This is a genomic window from Mammaliicoccus sciuri (genome assembly GCF_025561425.1).
In the GTDB taxonomy this organism is placed as follows: Bacteria; Bacillota; Bacilli; order Staphylococcales; family Staphylococcaceae; genus Mammaliicoccus; species Mammaliicoccus sciuri_A.
Map to the genome: position 1 here is coordinate 12,851 of NZ_CP094824.1, position 24,619 is coordinate 37,469.

Annotated in this window: 21 protein-coding genes, 2 tRNA genes, 1 riboswitch and 1 other annotated feature; of the genes, 20 read left to right on the top strand and 3 right to left on the bottom strand. The window is 34.4% G+C overall.

Annotated elements, in window-relative coordinates; all coding sequences use genetic code 11:
- Nucleotides 1-48 precede the first annotated feature (48 nt).
- Complete coding sequence (locus MUA60_RS00060; protein WP_262649031.1) at nt 49-858, bottom strand: NAD(P)H-hydrate dehydratase; 810 nt, start codon at nt 856-858, stop codon at nt 49-51.
- A gap of 222 nt (nt 859-1,080) precedes the next feature.
- Here MUA60_RS00060 and hutP point away from each other — a divergent pair, with 222 nt between their 5' ends.
- From hutP to MUA60_RS00095, 7 genes are all read left to right on the top strand, one after another.
- On the top strand, nt 1,081-1,518 hold the full coding sequence (gene hutP / locus MUA60_RS00065) for a histidine utilization transcription antiterminator HutP (protein WP_037589484.1): 438 nt from the start codon (nt 1,081-1,083) through the stop codon (nt 1,516-1,518).
- Nucleotides 1,519-1,612: 94 nt separating this feature from the next.
- On the top strand, nt 1,613-3,097 hold the full coding sequence (gene hutH / locus MUA60_RS00070) for a histidine ammonia-lyase (RefSeq protein ID WP_262649033.1): 1,485 nt from the start codon (nt 1,613-1,615) through the stop codon (nt 3,095-3,097).
- A gap of 27 nt (nt 3,098-3,124) precedes the next feature.
- Nucleotides 3,125-4,435 (top strand): YjiH family protein, encoded by a 1,311-nt coding sequence (locus tag MUA60_RS00075; RefSeq protein ID WP_262649035.1) that lies wholly within the window; start codon nt 3,125-3,127, stop codon nt 4,433-4,435.
- A gap of 17 nt (nt 4,436-4,452) precedes the next feature.
- Nucleotides 4,453-6,120, top strand: coding sequence for a urocanate hydratase (gene hutU, locus MUA60_RS00080; RefSeq protein WP_262649036.1), 1,668 nt, complete (start codon nt 4,453-4,455; stop codon nt 6,118-6,120).
- Nucleotides 6,113-7,354, top strand: a complete 1,242-nt coding sequence (gene hutI / locus MUA60_RS00085; RefSeq protein WP_262649037.1) for an imidazolonepropionase — start codon at nt 6,113-6,115, stop codon at nt 7,352-7,354. Before hutU ends, hutI begins: the two co-directional genes overlap by 8 nt.
- 48 nt (nt 7,355-7,402) lie before the next feature.
- Nucleotides 7,403-7,598, top strand: a binding site (T-box leader).
- A gap of 63 nt (nt 7,599-7,661) precedes the next feature.
- Nucleotides 7,662-8,939 carry a serine--tRNA ligase gene (gene serS, locus MUA60_RS00090; RefSeq protein WP_262649039.1) on the top strand — a complete coding sequence of 426 codons (1,278 nt, stop codon included), beginning with the start codon at nt 7,662-7,664 and terminating at the stop codon, nt 8,937-8,939.
- Nucleotides 8,940-9,063: 124 nt separating this feature from the next.
- Nucleotides 9,064-9,579, top strand: coding sequence for a YceI family protein (locus MUA60_RS00095; protein WP_025906249.1), 516 nt, complete (start codon nt 9,064-9,066; stop codon nt 9,577-9,579).
- A gap of 131 nt (nt 9,580-9,710) precedes the next feature.
- Here MUA60_RS00095 and MUA60_RS00100 read toward each other — a convergent pair.
- Nucleotides 9,711-11,263, bottom strand: a protein-coding gene (locus tag MUA60_RS00100) for an IS3 family transposase (protein ID WP_262649040.1) whose coding sequence is annotated in 2 segments (ribosomal slippage) — nt 9,711-10,586 and nt 10,589-11,263 — 1,551 coding nt in all. Because the reading frame shifts where the segments join, the coding sequence is not laid out codon by codon here.
- Between the two features lie 422 nt (nt 11,264-11,685).
- Here MUA60_RS00100 and MUA60_RS00105 point away from each other — a divergent pair.
- The 10 genes from MUA60_RS00105 (at nt 11,686) to MUA60_RS00150 (ending at nt 22,200) form a co-directional block, all read left to right on the top strand.
- Nucleotides 11,686-12,330 carry an AzlC family ABC transporter permease gene (locus MUA60_RS00105; RefSeq protein ID WP_262650528.1) on the top strand — a complete coding sequence of 215 codons (645 nt, stop codon included), beginning with the start codon at nt 11,686-11,688 and terminating at the stop codon, nt 12,328-12,330.
- A gap of 106 nt (nt 12,331-12,436) precedes the next feature.
- The gene (locus MUA60_RS00110) at nt 12,437-12,652 is read left to right on the top strand and encodes an AzlD domain-containing protein (RefSeq protein ID WP_262649042.1); all 216 of its coding nucleotides are present in this window, start codon (nt 12,437-12,439) and stop codon (nt 12,650-12,652) included.
- Nucleotides 12,653-12,718: 66 nt separating this feature from the next.
- Nucleotides 12,719-12,820: riboswitch (SAM riboswitch) on the top strand.
- A 70-nt stretch (nt 12,821-12,890) separates the two neighbouring features.
- Complete coding sequence (metX, locus tag MUA60_RS00115; RefSeq protein ID WP_262650530.1) at nt 12,891-13,859, top strand: homoserine O-acetyltransferase MetX; 969 nt, start codon at nt 12,891-12,893, stop codon at nt 13,857-13,859.
- 81 nt (nt 13,860-13,940) lie between these two features.
- Nucleotides 13,941-14,858, top strand: coding sequence for a DUF2232 domain-containing protein (locus tag MUA60_RS00120; RefSeq protein ID WP_232158594.1), 918 nt, complete (start codon nt 13,941-13,943; stop codon nt 14,856-14,858).
- A 14-nt stretch (nt 14,859-14,872) separates the two neighbouring features.
- On the top strand, nt 14,873-16,837 hold the full coding sequence (locus tag MUA60_RS00125; protein ID WP_262649043.1) for a DHH family phosphoesterase: 1,965 nt from the start codon (nt 14,873-14,875) through the stop codon (nt 16,835-16,837).
- Complete coding sequence (gene rplI, locus MUA60_RS00130; RefSeq protein WP_037589493.1) at nt 16,837-17,283, top strand: 50S ribosomal protein L9; 447 nt, start codon at nt 16,837-16,839, stop codon at nt 17,281-17,283. Before MUA60_RS00125 ends, rplI begins: the two co-directional genes overlap by 1 nt.
- An 89-nt stretch (nt 17,284-17,372) precedes the next feature.
- The gene (gene dnaB / locus MUA60_RS00135) at nt 17,373-18,773 is read left to right on the top strand and encodes a replicative DNA helicase (RefSeq protein ID WP_262649044.1); all 1,401 of its coding nucleotides are present in this window, start codon (nt 17,373-17,375) and stop codon (nt 18,771-18,773) included.
- A gap of 285 nt (nt 18,774-19,058) precedes the next feature.
- A complete protein-coding gene (locus MUA60_RS00140) occupies nt 19,059-20,345 on the top strand; it encodes an adenylosuccinate synthase (protein ID WP_262649045.1) in 1,287 nt (428 codons plus the stop codon).
- Between the two features lie 446 nt (nt 20,346-20,791).
- Nucleotides 20,792-21,328, top strand: coding sequence for a transposase (locus tag MUA60_RS00145; protein ID WP_262648361.1), 537 nt, complete (start codon nt 20,792-20,794; stop codon nt 21,326-21,328).
- An 8-nt stretch (nt 21,329-21,336) separates the two neighbouring features.
- Nucleotides 21,337-22,200 carry an IS3 family transposase gene (locus MUA60_RS00150; protein WP_262650532.1) on the top strand — a complete coding sequence of 288 codons (864 nt, stop codon included), beginning with the start codon at nt 21,337-21,339 and terminating at the stop codon, nt 22,198-22,200.
- A 384-nt stretch (nt 22,201-22,584) separates the two neighbouring features.
- Here MUA60_RS00150 and MUA60_RS00155 read toward each other — a convergent pair whose 3' ends face one another.
- Entirely contained in the window at nt 22,585-23,469 is an 885-nt protein-coding gene (locus MUA60_RS00155; RefSeq protein ID WP_262642221.1) for a YitT family protein, read from the bottom strand.
- A gap of 107 nt (nt 23,470-23,576) precedes the next feature.
- Here MUA60_RS00155 and MUA60_RS00160 point away from each other — a divergent pair.
- The 3 genes from MUA60_RS00160 to yycF all read left to right on the top strand — a co-directional run bounded on the left by MUA60_RS00160 (nt 23,577) and on the right by yycF (nt 24,611).
- Nucleotides 23,577-23,651: transfer RNA gene (locus tag MUA60_RS00160), tRNA-Glu, on the top strand.
- Nucleotides 23,652-23,669: 18 nt separating this feature from the next.
- Nucleotides 23,670-23,742 (top strand) — tRNA-Asp (locus MUA60_RS00165).
- Between the two features lie 167 nt (nt 23,743-23,909).
- Complete coding sequence (gene yycF, locus MUA60_RS00170; protein ID WP_262649046.1) at nt 23,910-24,611, top strand: response regulator YycF; 702 nt, start codon at nt 23,910-23,912, stop codon at nt 24,609-24,611.
- Nucleotides 24,612-24,619 lie beyond the last annotated feature (8 nt).

The window sequence follows — 24,619 nt, forward strand, 5'->3', positions numbered from 1 at the left end:
GCTTACTGATCAACATCAGTAGTGTGATATGCTTTTTATTTTGAATATTTATGCTTCGAATGATTTCATAGCATATGGAATTTCATCTATAAGTTTTGATGGTGGTACGATATACATATCTTTAGAAAGTTTTTCACCAATATAACTGTGAATATACGTTGCGTTAATAACCGCTTCTTCTAAATCAAATTGTCCAACGAAACTTGTGATCATGCCTGCTAACGTATCTCCCATTCCACCTGTTGCCATAGCAGGTGTACCGATAGATAATTTATATTCATGATCTTTAAAGAATAATTCAGTACCATGTTTTTTCAATACGACTGTTGCATTTAACCCCTCAACCGCTTCTTTATTATTTTCAAAAGTTTGTTCTTCAATCGGGATATTACTCAGTCTTTCCCATTCTTTTTGATGAGGTGTAAAGATAATCTCACATTCGGGTAAAGTATGCTTTAATTTACTTAAAATCGTAATAGCATCTCCATCAATAATTAATGTTTGGTGTGGCTGAATATTTTGGAATAGAAATGTTAATGTGTTATTCCCTTTAAAATCTAAACCGAGACCTGGACCTATTAAAATACAATCCGATTGCTCAATTAATTTAGAAAGCTTTTTTAAATCCGTGATATCTGAAACCATTGCTTCAGGACATCTTGAATGTAATGCAGCAAAATTGGATGAATGTGTAGAAACAGTTATAAGTCCACTACCACTAAATACACAAGCCCTCGCTGCTAAAATAATTGCGCCACCTAAATTAGCGTTACCTCCGATTAATAATATCCTACCATAATCCCCTTTATGAGATTCTTGTTCTCTTTTTGGAATTGTGACAGATGAAATAGTCTTCATATTAACCCACCTTCAAATAATTGTACGATTTATTATGCCATTTAAAGTTGAAATTGAACAGAGTATTTTCCAAAACGTAACAAATAAATTACTTTAACAGGCTAATATATTAATCAATCACTGAGTTATGGATGTGCTAAAAAGTATTGTCAGAAATTTTTTGAAAGCGTATACTTAATGTAAATATAGACATTAGTTATTAGATGAGATAGGAGCTTTCACATGACTGAACAAATATCAATTGGAAAGTACGCTACGTTATTAACGATCACAGATGAGCAAACGGCAAAGCAATTAATGCCTCAATGTCATGATATGCAATTTATTGTAGGCAAAATTGGCACAATGTCTTTAAATAAAATCATTGCATCTGTTGAAACAGCGGCTAGAAGACAAGGGATTATTTCGGAAAGTCAGTATAGAGAAACACACGCGTTATACCATGCGATTTTAGAAGCGGTGAATGGTATTACAAGAGGTGAATTATCTATTGGTGAAATTATGCGAACGGTTGGCTTAAAGTTTTCAATAGTTAGAGGTTATCCTTATCAAGATAAAGCAGAAGGTGAATGGATAGCTGTGAGTTTGTACGGTACAATAGGAGCACCTATAAAAGGTAAAGAACATGAAACAATTGGGTTAGGTATCAATCATATATAAGACATAGAAACACCTACTAGATATTAGATATAAGAAAGGTGCAACAAATTTTGATTTGTTGTATTTTTTTGTGTCCTAAAAAGGAGTGTTTTCAGTGAACTTAGTATTGAATGGTAAAGATTTAACAATTCAAGACATTAAACGATTCTTGAAAGAAGATGGTCAAATATCCATTTCGGAAGAAGCGTTAGTTAATGTCAGAAAAAGTCGTGAAACAGTAGAAAAAATCATTAAAAATAAAGAAACGATTTATGGTATTACGACTGGTTTCGGATTATTTAGTGATGTATTAATAGAAAAAGAAAAATACAACGATTTACAAGTCAATTTAATCCGTTCTCATTCATGTGGTACGGGTAAACCTTTTCCAGATAATGTGTCATTAATCATGATGGTCTTAAGGTTAAATACAATGTTAAAAGGCCATTCAGGTGTAACAGAAAAACTTGTTTCATTATTAGTAGAATTTATCAATCGAAGAATTATTCCTGTCATACCTGAGCAAGGATCATTAGGTGCTTCAGGAGATTTAGCACCATTATCTCACTTAGCTTTAGCGTTAATTGGTGAAGGAGACGTCCATTATAAAGGTGAAACTAGAAATGCGAAAGAAGTCTTACACGAAGTAGGATTGGAACCACATTCGTTACAAGCGAAAGAAGGATTAGCCCTTATAAACGGTACACAAGCGATGACATCTCAAGGTGTGATTGCATATATTGAAGCTGAAAATATTGCATATCATGCAGAATGGATTGCTGCATTAACACATCAAGCATTAAACGGTATTGTAGACGCATATGATGAGCACGTGCATATCGTCAGAAACTTTAATGAACAAGTTGAAGTAGCAGAGCGTATGAGAAATTGGTTAGAAGGTTCTAAATTAACAACTAGACAAGGTGAAGTACGCGTACAAGATGCATATACATTGAGATGTATACCACAAATACACGGCGCAAGCTTCCAAGTATTAAATTATGTAAAAGAAAAATTAGAATTAGAAATGAACGCAGCAAATGATAATCCATTAATATTTGATAACGATGATGAAACACTCGTAATCTCAGGCGGTAACTTCCATGGACAGCCAATAGCATTTGCCGTAGATTTCTTGAAAATAGGGGTCGCTGAGTTAGCGAATGTATCAGAAAGAAGACTTGAAAGATTAGTTAATCCACAACTCAATGGCGGATTACCAGCATTCTTAAGTCCAGAGCCAGGCTTACAAAGTGGTGCAATGATCATGCAATACGCAGCAGCGTCACTCGTATCAGAGAATAAGACATTAGCACATCCAGCAAGTGTGGATTCAATCCCATCGTCTGCAAACCAAGAAGACCATGTATCAATGGGAACAATAGGCGCAAGACATGCATATCAAATCATACAGAACGTACGAAGAGTTATATCTATAGAATGTATTATCGCGCTACAAGCAGTAGAAATTAAAGGTGTAGACAAACTATCACCGAAGACAAAAGCAAAATACGAAGAACTAAGATCAATCGTACCTTCAATTACACAAGATAGAGTATTCCATCATGATATAGAGAAAGTTTGTGAATATTTAAGATAGTTATTATACAAACAAAGGGGTGTTGTGATGAGAAATCAGCAACAAAACAACAAAGGTAAGGAAATGTGGAGATTTTATGTATTTAGTTTGTTAGGCATTGTATTGTTCTTTATACCTATAAAGATTGGTATAAATAAAACGATACTAGTAGATCACGTACATTTGGGCGTACGTTCATTATTAGGTGAATATACTGCTTATTACGCACTAATCATTATATTGATTGGCGCAATATTACCCATCATAAGAATGGATTTTAAAAAGTCAGTTACAGATTTAATTTTAGTTTTAGCCAAAATTATCGGCGCAATTATTGGGTGTATGTATGTCTTTAAAATTGGTCCGAAACTATTATTTGAGCCTAACTACGGTCCGTTCTTATTTGAAAAGTTAATGTTACCACTCAGTATATTGATTCCAGTAGGTGCTATTGCATTATCATTTTTAGTGGGTTATGGACTCTTAGAATTTATTGGTGTCTTTATGCAACCTGTTATGAGACCAATATTTAAGACGCCTGGTAAGTCTGCTATTGACGCAGTAGCTTCATTTGTAGGGAGTTATTCATTAGGATTATTGATTACAAATAGAGTTTATAAAGATGGTATGTATAACAAGAAAGAAGCGGTCATAATTGCGACTGGGTTTTCTACAGTATCAGCAACATTTATGGTTATTGTCGCAAGAACACTAGATTTAATGGATATGTGGAATTTGTTCTTCTGGTCGACGTTAGTCATCACATTTGCAGTGACTGCAATTTCTGCACATCTACCGCCGATTTCAAATGAATCGGAAGCTTATTATCAGAACCAAGATGGTCAAAAAGAGGTAAAAGTGCAAGGCAATTATTTTAAAACAGCTTATGAAGAAGCGAAGAGACAATCACAGCAATCATTATCATTATTTAAAAATATTATGACCAACTTAAAAGATGGTATAGAGATGACGATGGCGATACTACCTTCTATTCTTTCAATCGGTTTTCTAGGTTTGGTATTAGCTAATTTCACACCTATTATTGATTGGTTAAGTTATATATTTTATCCATTTATCTATATTTTTCCGATAGATGATAAAGCATTGTTAGCAAAAGCTTCAACAATTTCAATTATAGAAATGTTTTTACCTTCTCTTCTAGTTGTTAAAGCATCAATTGAAGTGAAGTTCGTTACAGCAATTACGAGTATCTCAGCAATTATATTCTTCTCTGCTTTGGTACCTTGTATTTTAGCAACAGATATCAAAATTCCAATATGGAAGTTAGTAGTGATTTGGTTTATCCGTGTCGCACTTACTTTATTAATTGCGATACCGTTTAGTTTATTAATTTTTTAGTAAAGGGGAAATGAAATATGTCTAGAGCGATTAAAGCGAAAAAAGGTTTGGAAATTGAGTGTAAAGGTTGGGAGCAAGAAGCGGTTCTAAGAATGTTATACAACAACCTTGATCCTGAGGTTGCGGAACATCCTGAGAAGTTAGTTGTATATGGTGGTATTGGTAAAGCAGCGCGTAACTGGGAAAGTTTCGACGCGATTGTTGATACGTTAAGAAGATTAGAAAATGATGAAACGATGCTTGTTCAATCTGGTAAGCCAGTTGCTGTTTTCAAAACACATGAAGAAGCACCGCGTTTATTATTATCAAACTCTGTATTAGTACCTAAATGGGCTAACTGGGAACATTTCCATGAATTAGATAAAAAAGGGCTTATGATGTACGGTCAAATGACTGCTGGTAGCTGGATCTATATTGGTTCTCAAGGTATTGTTCAAGGTACTTACGAAACATTTGCTGAATGTGCGAACCAGCATTTTGGAGGGTCATTAGAAGGTACGATTACGTTAACTGCTGGATTAGGCGGTATGGGTGGTGCGCAACCATTAGCTGTAACGATGAATGGTGGGGTCGCTATCTGTGTAGACGTCGATCCGTCTAGAATTGAAAAACGTATCGAAACAAGATATTGTGATGTTATGACGGATTCATTAGATGAAGCTTTAGAAAAAGCAGAAGAAGCTAAAAAAGCGGGTAAACCTTTATCAATAGGTTTAGTAGGTAATGCTGCTGAAATTCATCATGAAATCTTAAATAGAGGATTTAAAATTGATATCGTAACTGACCAAACTTCTGCACATGATCCATTAAACGGTTATGTGCCTGAAGGATATTCACTTGAAGAAGCGGATAAACTTCGTGAAAGTGACCCTAAAAAATACGTAGAATTGTCTTCAGCATCTATGAAAAAACACGTTGAAGCAATGTTATTATTCCAAAAAAATGGTGCTGTTGCATTTGACTATGGTAATAATATTAGACAAGTAGCATTTGATGAAGGTTTAGAAAATGCATTTGATTTCCCAGGATTCGTACCTGCATATATCCGTCCGTTATTCTGTGAAGGTAAAGGACCATTTAGATTTGCTGCTTTAAGTGGTGACCCTAAAGATATTGAAAGAGCAGACGAATTAATGCGCGAACTCTTCCCTGAAGATGAAAAATTAATGCGCTGGTTAGATATGGCAAGTGAAAAAATTGCTTTCCAAGGTTTACCTTCAAGAATTGCATGGCTTGGATATGGCGAACGTGCAAAAATGGGATTAGCATTAAATGAACTTGTTAGAAAAGGTGAAATTTCAGCACCAATTGTTATTGGACGTGACCACTTAGATTCAGGTTCAGTAGCATCACCAAACAGAGAAACAGAATCAATGAAAGACGGATCAGATGCTGTAGGTGACTGGGCAATCTTAAATGCACTTGTCAACACAGCTGCAGGTGGTTCTTGGATTTCAGTTCACCATGGTGGTGGTGTAGGTATGGGTTACTCATTACACGCTGGTATGGTCGTTGTAGCAGACGGTAGTGAACGTGCAGATAGAAGATTAGGTAGAGTATTAACAACTGACCCAGGTATGGGTGTAGCAAGACATGCTGATGCAGGGTATGACATTGCAATTGATACTGCAAAAGAAAGAAACGTAGATATTCCAATGTTAAAGGAGAAAGATAACCATGAATGATATCATCATCCAAAATATAGGTGAATTAATTTTGCCGAAGAAGACTGACGGACCTCTTAAAGGGAAAGTTTTAAATGAATTAAATATTGTCAAGAATGGCACAGTTGTTATAAATGAAGGTAAAGTCGTTTATGCAGGTGAACATACTGAAGAATTTGAAGCTAAAGAAGTCATTGATGCCACTCATAAAGTCGTATCACCAGGTTTAGTAGACGCACATACACACTTAGTGTTTGGCGGGTCTAGAGAACATGAAATGACACTTAAACAACAAGGGATAAGTTATCTTGATATCTTGAAACAAGGTGGCGGAATTTTAAGTACGGTTGAAGCGACTCGTGAATCAAGTGAAGAAACACTATACGAAAAATCTAAAAAAGAAATTATTAGAATGATTCAATTCGGTACGACAACTGTTGAAGCTAAAAGTGGTTATGGTTTAGATAAAACAACCGAATTAAAACAATTAAATGTTGCACATCAATTAGCGCAAGACTTACCGATTCGAATGAAACATACATTTTTAGGACCACACGCAGTGCCTAAAGATGCGAAAGACAATGCAACATTCTTACAAGAAATGATTGATTTATTAGATGATGTGAAAGATAAAGCTGACTTCGCGGATATCTTCTGTGAAACAGGTGTATTCACAATTGAAGAATCAAGACGTTATATGCAAGCGGCAAAAGATAAAGGTTTAAAAGTTAAAATTCATGCTGATGAAATCGATCCACTTGGTGGACTAGGGTTAGCGATAGATGAAGGTGCAATATCTGCAGACCATCTCGTAGCTTCTAGTGAAGAAGATAAGGCAGCGTTAAAAGACAGTGACACTGTAGCTGTACTATTGCCAGGCACAACGTTCTATTTAGGTAAAGATCAATATGCAGATGCAAGAGGTATGATTGATCATAATGGTGCAGTAGCAATTGCGACTGACTTCAATCCAGGTAGTTGTGTGACAGATAACCTTCAACTTGTAATGAGCATTGCGGCATTAAAGCTTAAACTCACGCCTAATGAAATTTGGAATGCTGTTACAGTTAACGCAGCTAAAGCAATTGATGCAGAAGCAGGTACTCTTGAAGTTGGCGATCAAGCTGACGTAGTCGTATGGGATATTCCAAACCATGAATATTTACCATATCATTACGGTGTAAACCATGCCGAAACAGTGATTATTAACGGTAAAAAAGTCTATGAAAATACAGGTCTCTTGACTGAATCATAAGTATAGCTTGAAAATATGATATCAATTTGATATATTTATGTTAATTTAATAACTATATTGTTTAGGAATAAGTAATTTAAGCGTACATGTATAGAGAGCTTGTGGTTGGTGCAAACAAGACATGAAACTTAAACGAATCTATCCTTTTAAGAAGAACAATCGGTAGAAACCGTTATATGACTTAGAGTGCAGTTTTTAATAACTGTTAAATAGGGTGGCAACGCGTAAGCACCACGTCCCTTGTGTAACAACGAGGAACGTGGTGCTTTTTTCTTAAACAATTATAGTATAAGAGGGAGGAAATATTATGTTAGACATTAGATTAATTAGGTCTGAACCGGAATTTGTTAAAGATAAAGTAGCTAAAAGAGGTGACGATCCAAAGGTCATCGATGAAATTTTAGAATTAGACAAAAAGCGCCGTGAACTCATCGCTCAAACTGAAGAACTTAAATCACGACGTAATAAAGTAAGCGGGGAAATTGCGCAGAAAAAACGCAATAAAGAAAATGCAGACGATGTTATTTTAGAAATGCGTCAAGTTGGCGATCAAATTAAAGAAATCGACCACAATTTAAATCAATTAAATGAAGATGTTACGTATAGATTAGTAAGGATTCCTAATTTAATTAGTGATGAAACACCAGTCGGTAAAGATGAAGATGATAATGTAGAAGTACGTAAATGGGGTACACCACGTCAATTTGATTTTGAATCTAAAGCGCACTGGGACTTAGTTGAAAGTCTTAAAATGGCAGACTTTGAAAGAGCTGCTAAAGTATCAGGTGCACGCTTCGTATTCTTAACAGGTCAAGGTGCACAACTTGAAAGAGCACTTATGAACTTCATGGTAACGATGCATACAACGCAACATGGTTATGCTGAAATGATGGTACCTCAACTTGTAAACGCAGATTCTATGTTTGGTACAAGCCAATTACCTAAATTTGAAGAAGATTTATTCAAAGTAGAAAAAGAAGGCTTATATACAATTCCAACAGCTGAAGTACCTTTAACAAACTTCTATCGTGATGAAGTGTTACAAGATGAACAATTCCCAATTAAATTTACAGGACAATCTGCATGTTTCAGAAGTGAAGCAGGATCAGCAGGTAGAGATACAAGAGGTTTAATTAGATTACACCAATTTAACAAAGTTGAAATGGTGAGATATGAAAGACCTGAAGATTCATTTAAAGCGCTAGAAGAGTTAACTCAACACGCTGAAAATATTTTACAAGCTTTAGAATTACCATACAGAACTGTGAACTTATGTACAGGAGATATTGGATTTGGAAGCTCTAAAACATATGATATAGAAGTATGGCTACCAAGTTACAACGATTATAAAGAAATCAGTTCATGTTCAAATATGACAGATTTCCAAGCACGAAGAGCAAATATTAGATTTAAACGAAACAAAGATGCGAAACCAGAATACGTACACACACTAAACGGAAGTGGTTTAGCAGTAGGTCGTACATTTGCTGCAATCGTTGAAAACTACCAAAATGAAGATGGTACAATCACTGTACCTGAAGTATTAGTACCATTTATGGGTGGCTTAAAAACAATTAAATTATAAATGAGTTAAATCTCTCAAAAAGGGTAATCATATATTGGTTACTCTTTTTTTGATTTAACACTTGAATATAATTTTTATATCTGATATACTAAGTATACAAAATAAATAAAGGGAGTTTTGAAACATGACAAATTTCAATTTCGACAAAGCACACAGTAGTTTAGAATTTACAGTAAAACATTTAATGGTATCTCGCGTTAAAGGTACTTTTGAAGATTATAACGTAGAAGTATCAGGAGATATCAATGACCTTTCTACATTAAAAGCAACAGTTACAATAAAAGCAGATTCAATCAACACTAAAAACGCTGACCGTGACGCTCACTTAAAATCAGCTGACTTCTTTAGTGCAGATGAAAACCCAAATATTACATTTGAAACAAAATCAATCAGTGAAGATTCAATTACAGGTGATTTAACAATCGCTGGTGTAACACACGAAGAGACATTCGACGTTGATTTCAACGGCGTAAGTAAAAACCCATTAAACGGTGAAACAGTAACAGGTTTCGCAGTAACTGGTAAAATCGACCGTGAAAAATACGGCGTTTCATTTAACCAAGCATTAGAAACTGGTGGCGTAATGATCGGTAGAGATGTTAAATTCGAAGCAAGTGCAGAATTCGGTTTAAGTGAATAATTCATATATATAATCAAACAGTAGAAATTCATTCAATTGAATTTCTGCTGTTTTTTATATGGATTGAGATATGAATATAAGTGCACGAAGACTTTGAACATAACCCTGTCAAGTAGACACTAAAAAAGTAATCAATATGTTGGCTGTGCTTTTATAAGCGCAGCCATTTTTAATGAAATTCTTTTAGAATTATAAAATTTTATATATTCATTTATTTGCTTTGTGGCGTGTTTTATATCATTGAATGTTTGAGATTTGTCTTTGAATACCTCTGATTTGAGTAACCCCCAAAAGCCTTCCATAGGACCATTATCAATACATCTACCTACACGAGACATGCTTTGCTTCATAGAAGCATTTTTAATCATCTCTCTAAATAGAACACTCGTATATTGGAATCCTCTGTCGCTATGAAATATAATGCCTTCGGTATTTCTTTTAATTATGGCTTTGTTAAAGGTATCGTATACAAGCTTATTATTGTTTTGAGATGAGACTACATGGCTGATGACTTTCTTAGCACCTAAATCATAAATAGCGCTTAAATACACTTTAGATCCATTTTTCAATTTAAATTCTGTCACATCTGTTAACCAGACCTTATTAACTTTACTTGTTGTAAATTTTCTGTTTAGGATATTTTGAGAAGTGATTTCTGGCTTACTAAGTTTATATTGCCTTCTCTTTTTTCTAATGACAACTTTTAATCCATACTTCTTCATAATTCTATATACGCGTTTATGATTAACCTGGAATTTAGTATATAATCTCAGATAAATATAAATTCTTCGATATCCATATATGCCATCATGTTCATGATAAATCCTGAAAATCTCATCTTTTAATTCGTTATTGAATCTTTCAGATTCTGAAACCTCTCTGTTTTTCCATTTATAATAACTTGCTCTCGATATTTCAAGTGCGGCGCATATCCATTTGATTGGATACTTATCTTTTAATGCTTCGATTGTCTTGTATGCTGCTATTTGCTTGATTTTCGATTCATCAACTGCCTCTCTATTTCTTCCTGCTTTTTTAATACCTCATTCTCCATTTGGAGAAATTTATTTCTTTGTTCAAGTGCTTTTATTTTTAATTCAAGTTCTTCTTCTCTAGTTAAAGCTTCAACTGGTTTTCCTTTACCTCTACCATCTACTAAACCAATATCACCATGTTTTTCATACTTTTTTACCCAATTATAGACTTGTGAATAGTTAACTTGGTACTTTTCAGCTGTCTTATTAAAGTCTCTATTATTTTCAATACAATATTTAGCTATTTCAATTCTCTCTTCAAATGTTGTTTTTCTAGTATTCATAGTGTCTACCTCCAGATATGGAAAATAAGATTTATTTTCCTTTCCTTCAGTATACTTTACCACCCAATTTTTTAAAGTAGCATGATGTGAAATATTGTAATAGGCTGCTAGATCTGAATACGTCTTATTAGTCTCTAGATATTCTTTAACAACTTTTTCTTTAAATTCGCGTGTATAGATTTTATTTCGATTCTTATTTATAAGTGCTGTTATACCATGTTGCTTATACACTTTATATTTAAATCGAATCACACTATCACTAATATCTAAATTTAACTTATCAATTATATTTTGAAAGGAATAACCCTTTTCATGCAAATCGAAGATTTCCTGATACAGTTTAACAGGTAGTCTAGTTTTATACATAAAAATACCCCCTATAGAGTTTTAGTTTTTTTTAATGTCTACTCTATAGGGAATAATACACTGAAAGATATCGTGCGCTAGGGTGGAAAATAAGGGCATAACGCACGAAGAATGATAGATATCGTGCGCTAGGGTACAAAAAAAGGGCGTAACACACGAAGACTTGACCACCTAAATCCAAATGATCAATCAAATATCAAATTATTTAATTATTTTCCGAATATTTAATCAAGTGTTATTGATAAAGTAATATAGGTATGATAAAACTAAAACATATTAAAATTCTTTACAGGTAAGTAAGACTGAGGTTAGACAAACGTTAGACTTACCTTCAACTGTAGATTGGAGGCATCGTTGTGACAAGTACGAGTATTACGAATAAAGGTTTGTTTCTTCAAGGTGTTAAAGACTGTATACCTACTATGCTTGGGTACTTTAGTGTTGCGCTAGCGTTTGGTATTGTCGGTATATCATCTGGTTTATCTATTTTAGAAATTGCATTATTGTCTATTTTTGTCTATGCGGGTGCTGCTCAATTTATTATATGTGCGTTGGTCGCCATCCACTCCCCTATTTCAGCAATTCTATTGACGGTATTTTTTGTTAACTCAAGAATGTTTCTTCAAAGTTTGGCTTTAGTCCCAGCATTTAAAGGTAATGGTTTCTGGTCGAATATAGGAATAGGTACACTTGTAACGGATGAGTCATTTGGTGTTGCGATTACGAAATATGCGAAAGAGAAATCGCTCAATGCGGCTTGGATTCATGGTTTAAATATTTCAGCTTATTTATTATGGATTGTCACATCTATTATTGGTGGTTTAGTAGGTAACTTAATACCTAAACCTGAAATATTTGGCCTCGATTATGCTTTAACAGCGATGTTTATATTTTTATTAATTGCTCAGTTTGAAACGATACATAAAAACAAAGTCTTAGTATATCTTTATTTAATTTTATTAACGATTGTATGCATGCTTATTCTGACATTATTTATGCCAACTTATTTATCTATTATTATGTCGACAATTATTGCTTCTGTCGTAGGGGTGGTGTTTGATAAATGAGTATATCGATGTATTTAATTTTAATTACGTTAAGTTGTTTTGTTTTAACTTGGATTATCCGTGTTTCTCCTTTGTATTGTTATCAAAAGCGGATTTACCTGAAAGTGTGATCAAGTGGTTACAATATGTGCCGGTATGTCTCTTTACGGCATTAATACTTGAAGGTATGTTGAATCAAGAAGGTAATGCTGGATTTACGCTTAATTTTGAGAGCATTATTGTCGCGATACCAACGATTCTAATAGCACTCATATTTAGAAGTTTAACGATTACAGTTATAGCCGGTATGTTTATTATGGCGATTGTGAGATTAGTCTTTTAATTTCATTCGTTAACTTATTGAAAGAAATGCTCATTTCTAGTATTCTTAATATAAATTACATAGCAAAGCTTATTCAGAGAAGTTGAGGGAATTGGCCCGACGACACTTCAGCAACCGGTCATAACAGATACGGTGCTACTACCAACGAGTATACTCGCATAATAAGGATGATGAGGACTTCTTACTTCTTTGACGAGTAAGAAGTCTTTCAATTTAAATAAGAGGGGGTTTTAATGTGATTATTTCTCGAGAAACAGGCATAGTAGATCTTGGACATTTTGAAACAGAATCTGGTGAAGTGATTGATAACTTGAAACTTCAATATGAGTATGTGGGTTATAAAGGCCAGCCACTCGTCGTAGTTTGTCATGCGTTAACTGGCAACCATTTAACATATGGTGATGATGAGCATGCAGGTTGGTGGCGTGAAATTATAGATGGCGGTTACCTTTCAATTAATGATTATCAATTTATAACATTTAATGTAATTGGCAGTCCTTATGGATCAAGTTCAAGGTTGAATACACCTGATTTCCCTGAACATTTGACGATGAGAGATGTTGCGAGAGCAAACATATTAGGATTGAAACAATTTGGTTACGAAAAAATAGACGTATTAATTGGTGGTTCTTTAGGTGGAATGCAAACGTTAGAAATGCTTTATGATGGTTCGTTTGAAGTGAAAAAAGCAGTCATATTAGCTGCGACAGAGAAGACTTCATCATATAGTAGAGCATTTAATGAAATTGCTAGGCAAGTTATTCATATGAACGGACAAGACGGTTTAAGCATCGCAAGACAGCTTGGCTTTTTAACGTATCGTTCAAGTAAAGATTATGAATCAAGATTCTCTGCAGATGATGTTGTAAGCTACCAAAAATATCAAGGCAATAAATTTAAAGAAGTATTCGATAAAGACTGCTATTTAACATTGTTAGATGTATTAGACAGTCATGACATATTTAGAGGACGAGATGATGTTGAGAAACGTCTACGTCAATTAGAAACGAAAGTATTAACGTTAGGATTTGCGGATGATTTATTATATCCAGATGACCAAGTAAGAGCTTTAGGTCGATTCTTTAAATATCACAGACATTTCTATGTACAAGACAACGTTGGTCATGATGGTTTTTTATTGAATTTTGGAGATTGGGCACCTAACGTTTATCATTTCTTAAAATTATATAAATTTAAAGTACGCTGATATCAACTTAAAAGTCACCTACATTGTTTTAAAAGATAAAAATCTGTAAAATAGAGAAAGATGTTTAATTTAGATTGGGAAGTGAAAAATTTGTCTTTTAAAGTCGACATAAAAGCGACAATCATAGCAACACTTGTACTAGTTCTAAGTGCCGCTATTATAAACTTTGTACCATTATTAGCAATATTGATCATACCATTTATTACGATACCAGGAACGATTCTTTGGTATCGCTCTAAACCGTCCTTTTTTGTGACGGTTGTCATAACGTTATGTGCAACTGTTCTATTTAATCATGTATTCTTATTAACTGCCATGACACTTGTAATTTTTATGAGTGTATTTATTGGGCAGTTACTTATTGAGCGTACATCTAAAGAACGTATGTTGTACTTAGTGACAACATTTATGAGTATTTTGACGATAGGTAGTGTGTTAATTTTACAAATTACGGGAAACTTACCTTTAACAAGCAAATTCTTTAGCCAGTATCATGATGTATTACTGTCATATTTCCAAATGGGTGGCAATATAACAACTGAAATCGAAGAATCATTACAAGTTTCATTAGAAATATTACAAGCGAGCATTCCTGGGTATATAGTATTGTGGGTATTCTTATTAGTGCTTGTGAATTTAGTTGTGACGTTTCCGATTTTAAGAAAATTCAAAGTCGCAACACCAGTGTTCAGACCATTATTTATGTGGCAAATCAATAGAAGCGTAGCATTTGTTTTTGTGATCACAGTACTTGTGAGTTTGTTTGTCACGCAAGACAATGTCGTCGCGTATGGCATAGTCACTAACTTACAATTTGTGTTAGAATGGGTTATATTTATACAAGCATTATCGTTGTTCCATTTATTTGTAAAAGTTAAAAAATTACCAATTATAGTAGGTGTCATCATCTTTGTAATGGCATTTATATTTAAACCGTTTGCGTACTTATTCGGATTAATGGACATTTGGTTTAACTTGAAACAACGTATAAAAAAGTAAATTGAGGTGAGTTTATGAACCGTCAATCTGTTAAAAAAGCCCTAATATTTCCGTACATTATTATGATGATATTAGCTTTGGTGTTAGTCGTATTCAGTTTTTTTAATTCAATATTTTGGGCGATTATTTCGACGGTTGCTACGATAATTCTAATTGCAGTAAGCATATTTTTTGTTAGACAGAGCTTTTTGAAATTAGATTTATATATTGGGAGTTTAGCCGGTAGAATTACGAAAAGTAAAACAAGTGCAGTCAGTGACTTACCAATAGGTGTCATATTATTAGACAAAAATGATCATATCGAATGGATTAATAATTTTGTTAATAAACGATTAGAACGAGACGTTTTAGACGAACCAATTAACGAAGTATTTCCAAATATCTTAAAAAGATTAGAAAATACTTCAGAAGTAGAGATTGAAGAAGGATCATACAAATATAAAGTCACTTATACTGAAGATGAACACTCTATTTATCTGTTTGATATTACTGAATCTTCCCGTGTATATGAATTATATGAAAATGAAAAACCAATCATAGCAACTATTTTTTTAGATAACTTTGATGAAATTACACAGAACATGAATGACTCTCAACGTTCAGAAATCAATAGTCTGATTACAAGCGTTATAGATGACTGGTCATCACGTTATCAATTGTTTATTAAACGCTATAGTGCTGATCAATTTATCGCGCTATTAAACAAGAGTATATTAGAAGATATCGAAACGTTGAAGTTCAACTTATTAGATGATTTAAGAGATAAGACAAGAGACCTCGGTCACCAATTAACACTGAGTATCGGTATTGGTGAAGGTAGTGAGAACTTAATTGAATTAGGTGAACTATCACAATCAAGTTTAGACTTAGCACTCGGCCGTGGTGGTGACCAAGTAGCCATTAAAAATAGTAATGGTAACGTGAGATTCTACGGCGGTAAGACTGACCCGATGGAAAAAAGAACGAGAGTACGTGCACGAGTGATATCTCATGCCTTACGAGATATCTTAATTGAAGGTGACAAAGTGATCATTATGGGTCATAAATCACCAGATATGGACGCAATCGGCGCAGCAATCGGTGTATCACGCATTGCGAAGATGAACAATCTCGAATCATATATTGTATTAAACGATTCGGATATTGATAGTACATTAGAACGTGTGATGGCTGAAATAGACGAGAAGCCTGATTTGAAAGAAAGATTTATTACATCAGAAGAAGCTTGGCATGAAATGACACCACGTACAACACTCGTTGTCGTAGATACACATAAACCTGAACTTGTAATCGATGAGAACTTGCTTAATAAAGCAAATAGAAAAGTCGTTATTGACCATCATCGTCGAGGTGAAAGTATTATCTCAAGTCCATTACTTGTGTATATGGAACCTTATGCAAGTTCGACAGCTGAGCTTGTTACAGAGTTGTTAGAATACCAACCAACAGAACATCGTTTAACGAGAATCGAATCAACGATTATGTTAGCCGGTATTATTGTGGATACACGTAACTTTACATTAAGAACAGGATCAAGAACATTTGATGCTGCGAGCTTTTTAAGAAGTCATGGTGCAGATACGATTCTTTGTCAGCACTTCTTAAAAGACGATATTGATACGTATATTAAACGTTCAGACTTAATTAAGACAGTTAAATTATTCCGCGGTGGTGTCGCAATTGCACATGGCGACGATCATGAAACATATCACCCCGTTACAGTTGCACAAGCAGCAGATGAATTGCTTGGCTTAGAAGGTGTAGAAGCATCTTATGTAGTAGCACGAAGATCAGAAGATACAATTGGAATTTCTGCCCGTTCGTTAGGAGAAGTAAACGTACAATTAACGATGGAAGCACTCGGTGGAGGCGGCCACTTATCCAATGCTGCAACACAAATGAAAAATACAACAGTAGAAAAAGCAATCGAAGCATTAGTTGAGGTTGTTGAATCAGATGATAAAGGAGTGGAAGAATAATGAAAGTTATTTTCACACAAGATGTTAAAGGTAAAGGTAAAAAAGGTGAAGTTAAAGACGTACCAGTAGGATATGGTCAAAACTATTTAATCAAAAATAATTATGCTGTAGAAGCAACACCTGGAAACCTCAAACAATTAGAACAACAAAACAAACGTCAAGAAGAATTAAAACAACAAGAAATAGAAGATGCTAAAGCACTTGCGGAAAAACTTAAAGAATTAGAAGTTAAAATTCCAGCTAAAACAGGTGAAGGCGGTAAATTATTCGGATCAGTAAGTACGAAACAAATTACGCAAGCATTAGATAAACAACACAAAATCAAAGTTGATAAACGTAAAATGGACTTACCAAATGGTATTCACAGTTTAGGTTATACAAATGTACCAATTAAACTACACAACAAAGTTTCTGGCACATTAAAAGTACATGTTGTTGAAGAATAAAGGCATCAATAAAATGGTCGGTATTTGATTTACCGACCTATTTTAATGCGTTATAATAAAAATTATTAAAATGGAAAGGAGTAATCAGTATGGATAATATGATGAACCCAAAACAAATGCCCCATAGTATAGAGGCTGAACAATCTGTTATCGGTGCAATCTTGATTGATCCTGAACTGATTAACTCAACAGGTGAAACATTAATACCTGAAGCTTTCTATCGTGCAAATCATCAACACATATTTAGAGCGATGTTAATGCTAAATGAACAGAATAAAGAAATTGACTCTGTTACATTGATGGATCAGTTAGCAGCAGAATCATTATTAGAAGAAGCGGGCGGTCCAGCCTATTTAGCAGAATTAGCAAATAATGTCCCAACAACAAGAAACATACATTTCTACATAGATATTGTGTTTAAACATGCAGTGAAACGCCAACTCATTCGTGTGGCGGATAGTATTGCTGAAGATGGGTATAATCCTGAACTTGATTTAGAATCATTGTTAGGAGATGCAGAAAAGAGAATTTTAGAAATTTCTGCTTCAAGAGGTACGGAAGGCTTCAAAGATATTAAAGATGTATTAAGTATTGTGTTTGATAATGCTGAACAGCTCGATCAAAATAACGGACAAACACCAGGTATACCAACTGGTTATCGAGATTTAGACCAAATGACAGCGGGATTTAACCGAAATGATTTAATCATTATTGCGGCACGTCCATCAGTAGGTAAGACTGCCTTCGCATTAAATATCGCACAACAAGTTGCAACACACCAAGACTTGTATTCAGTCGGTATTTTCTCTTTAGAGATGGGTGCCGATCAACTTGCTACACGTATGATATGTAGTACGGGAAATGTCGATTCAAATAGATTGCGTACAGGTTCAATGACTGAAGAAGACTGGAGCAGGTTTACAGTTGCAGTAGGTAAACTATCAAGAACGAAAATATTTATCGATGATACACCAGGTATCCGAATTACGGATATTCGTGCTAAATGTCGTAGGCTCAAACAAGAACATGGATTAGATATGATCATGATTGACTACTTACAATTAATTCAAGGTAGTGGATCTCGTAGCTCAGATAATAGACAACAAGAAGTATCAGAAATCTCTCGTATGCTTAAAGCAATCGCAAGAGAATTAGAATGTCCCGTTATTGCGTTAAGTCAGTTATCTCGTGGTGTTGAACAACGACAAGATAAGAGACCAATGATGAGTGATATTCGTGAATCAGGTTCGATTGAGCAAGATGCGGATATCATTGCCTTCTTATATAGAGATGACTATTACTCAAGAGGTGGCGAAGATGAAGACGGAGAAGCGGTCGATGCGGGTGCACAAGACGAGAATGGTGAAATTGAAATCATTATCGCTAAACAACGTAACGGCCCAACAGGAACCGTTAAACTACACTTCATGAAACAATATAACAAATTCACCGATATTGACTATCAACATGCCGGAATGGAATTTGGATAAAAAAGTTTTTAAGTTAAAAGGCGTACGTTTATTGTATTTTATGAAAAAATGTACGTCTTTTGTTTTATGTAAAGTAACACTTATGTGCTTAAGTTTGTGTTTTTGAAAATGAATAAAATGGTTGTAATCCTTTTAAATATTGTGGTTAAGGTGTTTTTTAGCAATTCTTGCTTGAATGAGAATTGTAATTTAACACTCATAATCAATGTTCGTTTTTAGTTTGCAATTTAAAGATAGTACTGATAGAATACTTAATGGTTAATGAGAAAAAGCGGAGGTGCTCACATGTCATCAATCGTAGTCGTTGGGACGCAATGGGGAGACGAAGGTAAAGGTAAAATTACAGATTTCTTAGCAGAGGATGCAAACGTTATTGCACGTTTTTCAGGTGGTAACAATGCAGGTCACACAATTAAATTTGATGGAGAAACTTACAAATTACATTTAGTACCATCAGGTATTTTTTATCAAGAGAAATCAAGTGTTATCGGTAACGGTGTAGTTGTTGATCCAGTAGCTTTATTGAAAGAATTAGATGCTTTAAATGAACGCGGAGTTGCAACAGACAATTTAAGAATTTCAAACCGTGCGCAAGTCATCTTACCATATCATCTTAAACAAGATGAATTAGAAGAAGAAAAACGCGGTGACAACAAAATTGGTACAACTAAAAAAGGTATCGGTCCAGCTTATGTAGATAAAGCACAACGTATCGGTATCCGTATGGCTGATTTATTAGATAAAGAAACTTTTGAAAAACGCTTAAAAGAAAATCTTGAATATAAAAATGAATTATTCGAAAAAATGTTCAACGCTGAAGGTTTCACTTTTGAAGAAATTTTTGAAACTTACTATGCAGCAGGTCAACGTTTGAAAGAATATGTAACAGACACAGCTAAATTATTAGATGATGCTTTCGTAAACAATGAAAAAGTATTATTCGAAGGTGCTCAAGGTGTGATGTTAGATATCGACCACGGTACATATCCATTCGTTACTTCAAGTAATCCAATTGCAGGTAACGTTACAGTAGGTGGCGGTGTTGGTCCAACATACGTATCTAAAGTAATTGGTGTATGTAAAGCTTATACATCTCGTGTAGGAGACGGTCCATTCCCAACAGAATTATTTGATGAAGATGGTCACCATATCCGTGAAGTAGGTCGTGAATACGGTACAACAACTGGAAGACCACGTCGTGTAGGTTGGTTTGACTCAGTAGTTCTACGTCACTCACGCCGTGTAAGTGGTATTACAGATTTATCAATCAACTCAATTGACGTATTAACAGGATTAAAAACAGCTAAAATCTGTACAGCATACGAAATTGACGGTGTTGAAATCACTGAATACCCAGCAAACTTAAACGAATTAGAACGTTGTAAACCAATCTTAGAAGAACTACCAGGTTGGGAAGAAGACATCACAGGATGCCGTTCATTAGAAGAATTACCAGATAACGCACGCCGTTATTTAGAACGCATTTCTGAATTATGTAATGTTAAAATTTCTATCTTCTCAGTAGGACCAGATAGAAACCAAACAAACCTATTAGAAAACTTATGGGACTAATAAATAAAGAGAAACCAGCAGATACGTAGCGTATCTGCTGGTTTTTTCATATTGGGGGAAGGTGTTGTGTTGAATGGAGTGAGTTGGGTTGGGGTGTTGAGCGTTGATATAAGGTGTTATGTTGTTTGGGATGGTTAGAGTTGTGTTGGGAAAGTGGACGAAATCGGCGAAGATGTGGGTTAAAGAAGTGGTAAACTCACGAGTTGGTTGAAGATGTGAGTTAAAGATGGAGTAAACACACATCTTTTCAAAAATAATATGATTTTTTAGGAATGAACATTTTTGATTACTTAAAAAATTGACTAAGTCTTAGCTTAACGCCTAAATAAAGCCAAGAGATAGCCCAAGTCTTAGCTTAAGTACAGAATAAAGCCAAGAGATAGCCCAAGTCTGATGTGAACCCAAATATTTGAACTAAACAAATCAAAATATTGGGGTGCATTCTAATGAGGAAAAAATATGAATTTAAATTCAAACTAAAACTTGTAAAAGAATATTTAGAAGGACATCAAAGTTATAGAACAATTGCTTTAAAATATGGTATTTCAAGTTGGTCTGTCCTTCGGATTTGGGTCAATCAATATAAAGAGTTTGGAGAAGAAGGTTTAGAAATAAAAAGTAGAAATACTGTTTATACTAGCGAATTTAAATTATCTGTTTTAAAATTTAGACAAGAAAATATGTTGTCTTATCAAGATACTGCGAATCACTTTAGAATTATTAATCCTATTATCATTGCCAATTGGCAACATCAATTTGATGAAAAGTGTCGTCTTGATATAGATAATAAACAAAAGGGACGATCTCACACTATGACTAAAAAACGATCTAAATCAGATAATAAAAATTTACCTTTAAATGAAAATGAACGTGAAGAACTTGAAAGACTTAGAAATGAAAATGAGACGTTAAAGGCAGGTATAGCTTATCAAAAAAAGTTACAAGCCTTGACCGACATTTACGGAAGCAAAAATCAGAAATAGTAAAGGTCATTAAGGAACTAAATGAAACATATAATATACGATTAAGTATCTTATTTAAAGTCGCTCAAATAGCTAAATCTGTATACTATTATTGGATAAATAAATTTAGTAAAGCTGATAAAGATGAAACATTGATTCAAGTAATAAAAGAAATATGTGAAGAATCAAACCATACCTATGGTTATCGTCGTGTTACACAAGCACTAAGAAATAGAGGTCTTATCGTAAATCATAAAAAAGTACTAAGAATTATGAAAGAACATAATCTAACTTGTACAAAGTTCACACATAGAGGTCGTAAGTATCGTTCCTTTAAAGGTAAAGTTGGTAAAGTAGCTCAAAATATATTAAATCGTAGATTTAAAACAAGTCTCCCATTTCAAAAAGTCGTAACAGATATTACAGAGTTCAAATTAATGAATGGTCAGAAATTATATTTATCACCTTTTATGGACTTATATAGTTCAGAGATTATCAGCTTTAAAATCTCAAGTCGTCCTACATTAGATATAGTCATCAATCCATTAAAAGAAATGATAAAGCGTCGTCCAAACCTAGATCATCGTTTAACGATTCATTCAGATCAAGGCTGGCATTATCAACATTCACAATACACTAGATTATTAAAAGACCATAAAATATTTCAGAGTATGTCTAGAAAAGGTAATTGTCTAGATAATTCAGTTATGGAAAACTTTTTTGGGTTACTTAAACAAGAAATGTATTATGGCCAAGAATTTAAAGATTTTCAGGACCTTGAACAAGCTATTCATCGATATATCGATTTTTATAATAACGAAAGAATCAAATCAAAATTAAAAGGCTTATCTCCCAAAAATTACAGGAGACAAACCTTTGAAATAATATACTAATTAAGGTTTAGATTTTTGGGTTCAGTACAGTCATGGCTTAAGTCCTGAATAAAGCCAAGAGATAGCCTTCCAACCTCACCAACCTTACCAATCCGACCTGAGCCTAACAATCCCGCGAACCCAATCCAACTCTCCTCATACATCGCCAGCCTCTCCATAAATTCCAAACCCTTCCAACCCCGACCATCCTCATCCACCTACCTCCATCCCTCTCACACCAACCCCACCCAACAAAAAAGCATAAAAACTTATCATTTCAAGGTTGTCTACCAACTGCGCTACCAGCACTAACTTAATCAGTCTGCCTAATTAAGACTGTCCGCAATCATAGACGTCTATCTATACTTTGAAATCATAAATTCTTATGCATGTTACTGTGATTGATTAATGTATTTCTCTTTTCTTAAAGCGTCCGCCTTTTACTTCGCTCACGTCACCGATTGATAGGAATGCGGTGTTATCTATTTCTGTTACGATATCTTTTAGTTTGGATTCTTCTAATCGTGTGATGACACAGAATACGACTTTTTTATCTTCTCCTGTATATGCGCCTTCACCATTCAGATATGTGACACCTCTACCAAGTCGGTCATTGATGGCTTCCCCGATATCTCTGTATGTATCACTGATGATCCATACGGCTTTTGATTCATCAAATCCTTGAACGGTTACGTCAATCATCTTAGCAGCTATAAAATAAGCAATAACGGAAAACATCGCTGATTCCCAATTGAATACAAATCCTGCAGCTGTAAATATGAAGAAGTTAATCAACATGACGATTTCGCCTACTGAAAATGGTGCTTTACTGCTGATTAAGATAGCACTGATTTCAGAACCATCTAAAGATCCGCCATATCGTATTACGAGACCTACGCCTAAACCAATAATTGCGCCTCCAAAGATCGTTACTAAAAATGCTTCTTTAATAAAAGGATCAAAATGATGTAAGTAGGCTGTTGTAATAGATAATATTGTAATTGCGTAAATTGTAGAAATCGTGAATGTCTTACCAATCTGCTTGTATCCTAAAAAGAAAAACGGAATATTTAGTAGAAAGATAAATAATCCAAGCTTTAAATTGGTGAGATGACTCAAAATAATTGCGATACCAACAATGCCACCATCTAGTAAATTGTTAGGAACTAAAAATAATTCTAACCCTACCCCCATTAATATACTGCCGATGGTGATAAATATGAATCGTTTGAGGATTTCTCCTTTACTTAATTTACGATGTCCTTTTCTAATAACTTGTGCTTGTTCCATATTATCATCCCTTTTTAGTACTTCTATATTTATTATATAAAAAATTTAAAATAAAATCTTGTCTTCTGTATATTAGTCATGCTATAATCAATCTTGTGTTAAACAGAGGCCCCTTGGTCAAGCGGTTAAGACACCGCCCTTTCACGGCGGTAACACGGGTTCGAATCCCGTAGGGGTCACCATCTCAATTTTATACATAAGGTCCCGTGGTGTAGCGGTTAACATGCCTGCCTGTCACGCAGGAGATCGCGGGTTCGATTCCCGTCGGGACCGCTTTTAATGCTTATCGTAATAACGATAAGCATTTTTTTGTTGTTCAATCATAGATTAACGTCAAACAATAGAATTAATAGACAAATAGTGTTAAATTATAGTATAGGATATCATGCACAATTGTGTGCTTAGAGATACTTATTTTCAAAAAGAAATGAGGTAAATGTATGGCTAGAAAAATAGTAGTCGTTGATGATGAAAAACCAATTGCAGATATACTTGAATTTAATTTAAAAAAAGAAGGTTATGATGTTTATTGCGCATATGACGGTAATGACGCAGTAGATTTGATATATGCAGAAGAACCAGACATCGTATTATTAGATATTATGCTACCTGGTAGAGATGGTATGGAAGTTTGTAGAGAGGTTCGTAAGAAATTTGAAATGCCAATCATTATGTTAACAGCTAAAGACACAGAAATTGATAAAGTTCTAGGGTTAGAGTTAGGTGCAGATGATTATGTGACGAAGCCTTTTTCAACACGTGAATTAATCGCGCGTGTGAAAGCAAACTTACGAAGACATTATTCTCAACCAACACAAACAGAAGACGAAGAAACAAATGAAATCGTCATTAAAGATATTACGGTATACCCTGATGCATATTCAATTAAAAAACGTGGTGTCGATATCGAATTGACACACCGTGAATTTGAATTGTTTCATTATTTAGCAAAACATATTGGACAAGTTATGACGCGTGAACACTTACTCCAAACTGTATGGGGTTATGATTATTTTGGAGATGTACGTACAGTCGATGTTACGATACGTCGTCTACGTGAGAAAATCGAAGACGATGCATCACACCCAGAATATATTGTGACGCGTAGAGGTGTGGGTTATTTCCTACAAACACAAGAGTAGGCTGATAT

Excerpts from the sequence above, each read along its gene's own strand:
- MUA60_RS00060 (WP_262649031.1), bottom strand. The coding sequence starts at position 858 with ATGAAGACTATTTCATCTGTCACAATTCCAAAAAGAGAACAAGAATCT.
- hutP (WP_037589484.1), top strand. The coding sequence starts at position 1,081 with ATGACTGAACAAATATCAATTGGAAAGTACGCTACGTTATTAACGATC.
- MUA60_RS00075 (WP_262649035.1), top strand. The coding sequence starts at position 3,125 with ATGAGAAATCAGCAACAAAACAACAAAGGTAAGGAAATGTGGAGATTT.
- hutU (WP_262649036.1), top strand. The coding sequence starts at position 4,453 with ATGTCTAGAGCGATTAAAGCGAAAAAAGGTTTGGAAATTGAGTGTAAA.
- hutI (WP_262649037.1), top strand. The coding sequence starts at position 6,113 with ATGAATGATATCATCATCCAAAATATAGGTGAATTAATTTTGCCGAAG.
- serS (WP_262649039.1), top strand. The coding sequence starts at position 7,662 with ATGTTAGACATTAGATTAATTAGGTCTGAACCGGAATTTGTTAAAGAT.
- MUA60_RS00095 (WP_025906249.1), top strand. The coding sequence starts at position 9,064 with ATGACAAATTTCAATTTCGACAAAGCACACAGTAGTTTAGAATTTACA.
- MUA60_RS00105 (WP_262650528.1), top strand. The coding sequence starts at position 11,686 with ATGCTTGGGTACTTTAGTGTTGCGCTAGCGTTTGGTATTGTCGGTATA.
- MUA60_RS00125 (WP_262649043.1), top strand. The coding sequence starts at position 14,873 with ATGAACCGTCAATCTGTTAAAAAAGCCCTAATATTTCCGTACATTATT.
- rplI (WP_037589493.1), top strand. The coding sequence starts at position 16,837 with ATGAAAGTTATTTTCACACAAGATGTTAAAGGTAAAGGTAAAAAAGGT.
- dnaB (WP_262649044.1), top strand. The coding sequence starts at position 17,373 with ATGGATAATATGATGAACCCAAAACAAATGCCCCATAGTATAGAGGCT.
- MUA60_RS00140 (WP_262649045.1), top strand. The coding sequence starts at position 19,059 with ATGTCATCAATCGTAGTCGTTGGGACGCAATGGGGAGACGAAGGTAAA.
- MUA60_RS00145 (WP_262648361.1), top strand. The coding sequence starts at position 20,792 with ATGAGGAAAAAATATGAATTTAAATTCAAACTAAAACTTGTAAAAGAA.
- MUA60_RS00155 (WP_262642221.1), bottom strand. The coding sequence starts at position 23,469 with ATGGAACAAGCACAAGTTATTAGAAAAGGACATCGTAAATTAAGTAAA.
- yycF (WP_262649046.1), top strand. The coding sequence starts at position 23,910 with ATGGCTAGAAAAATAGTAGTCGTTGATGATGAAAAACCAATTGCAGAT.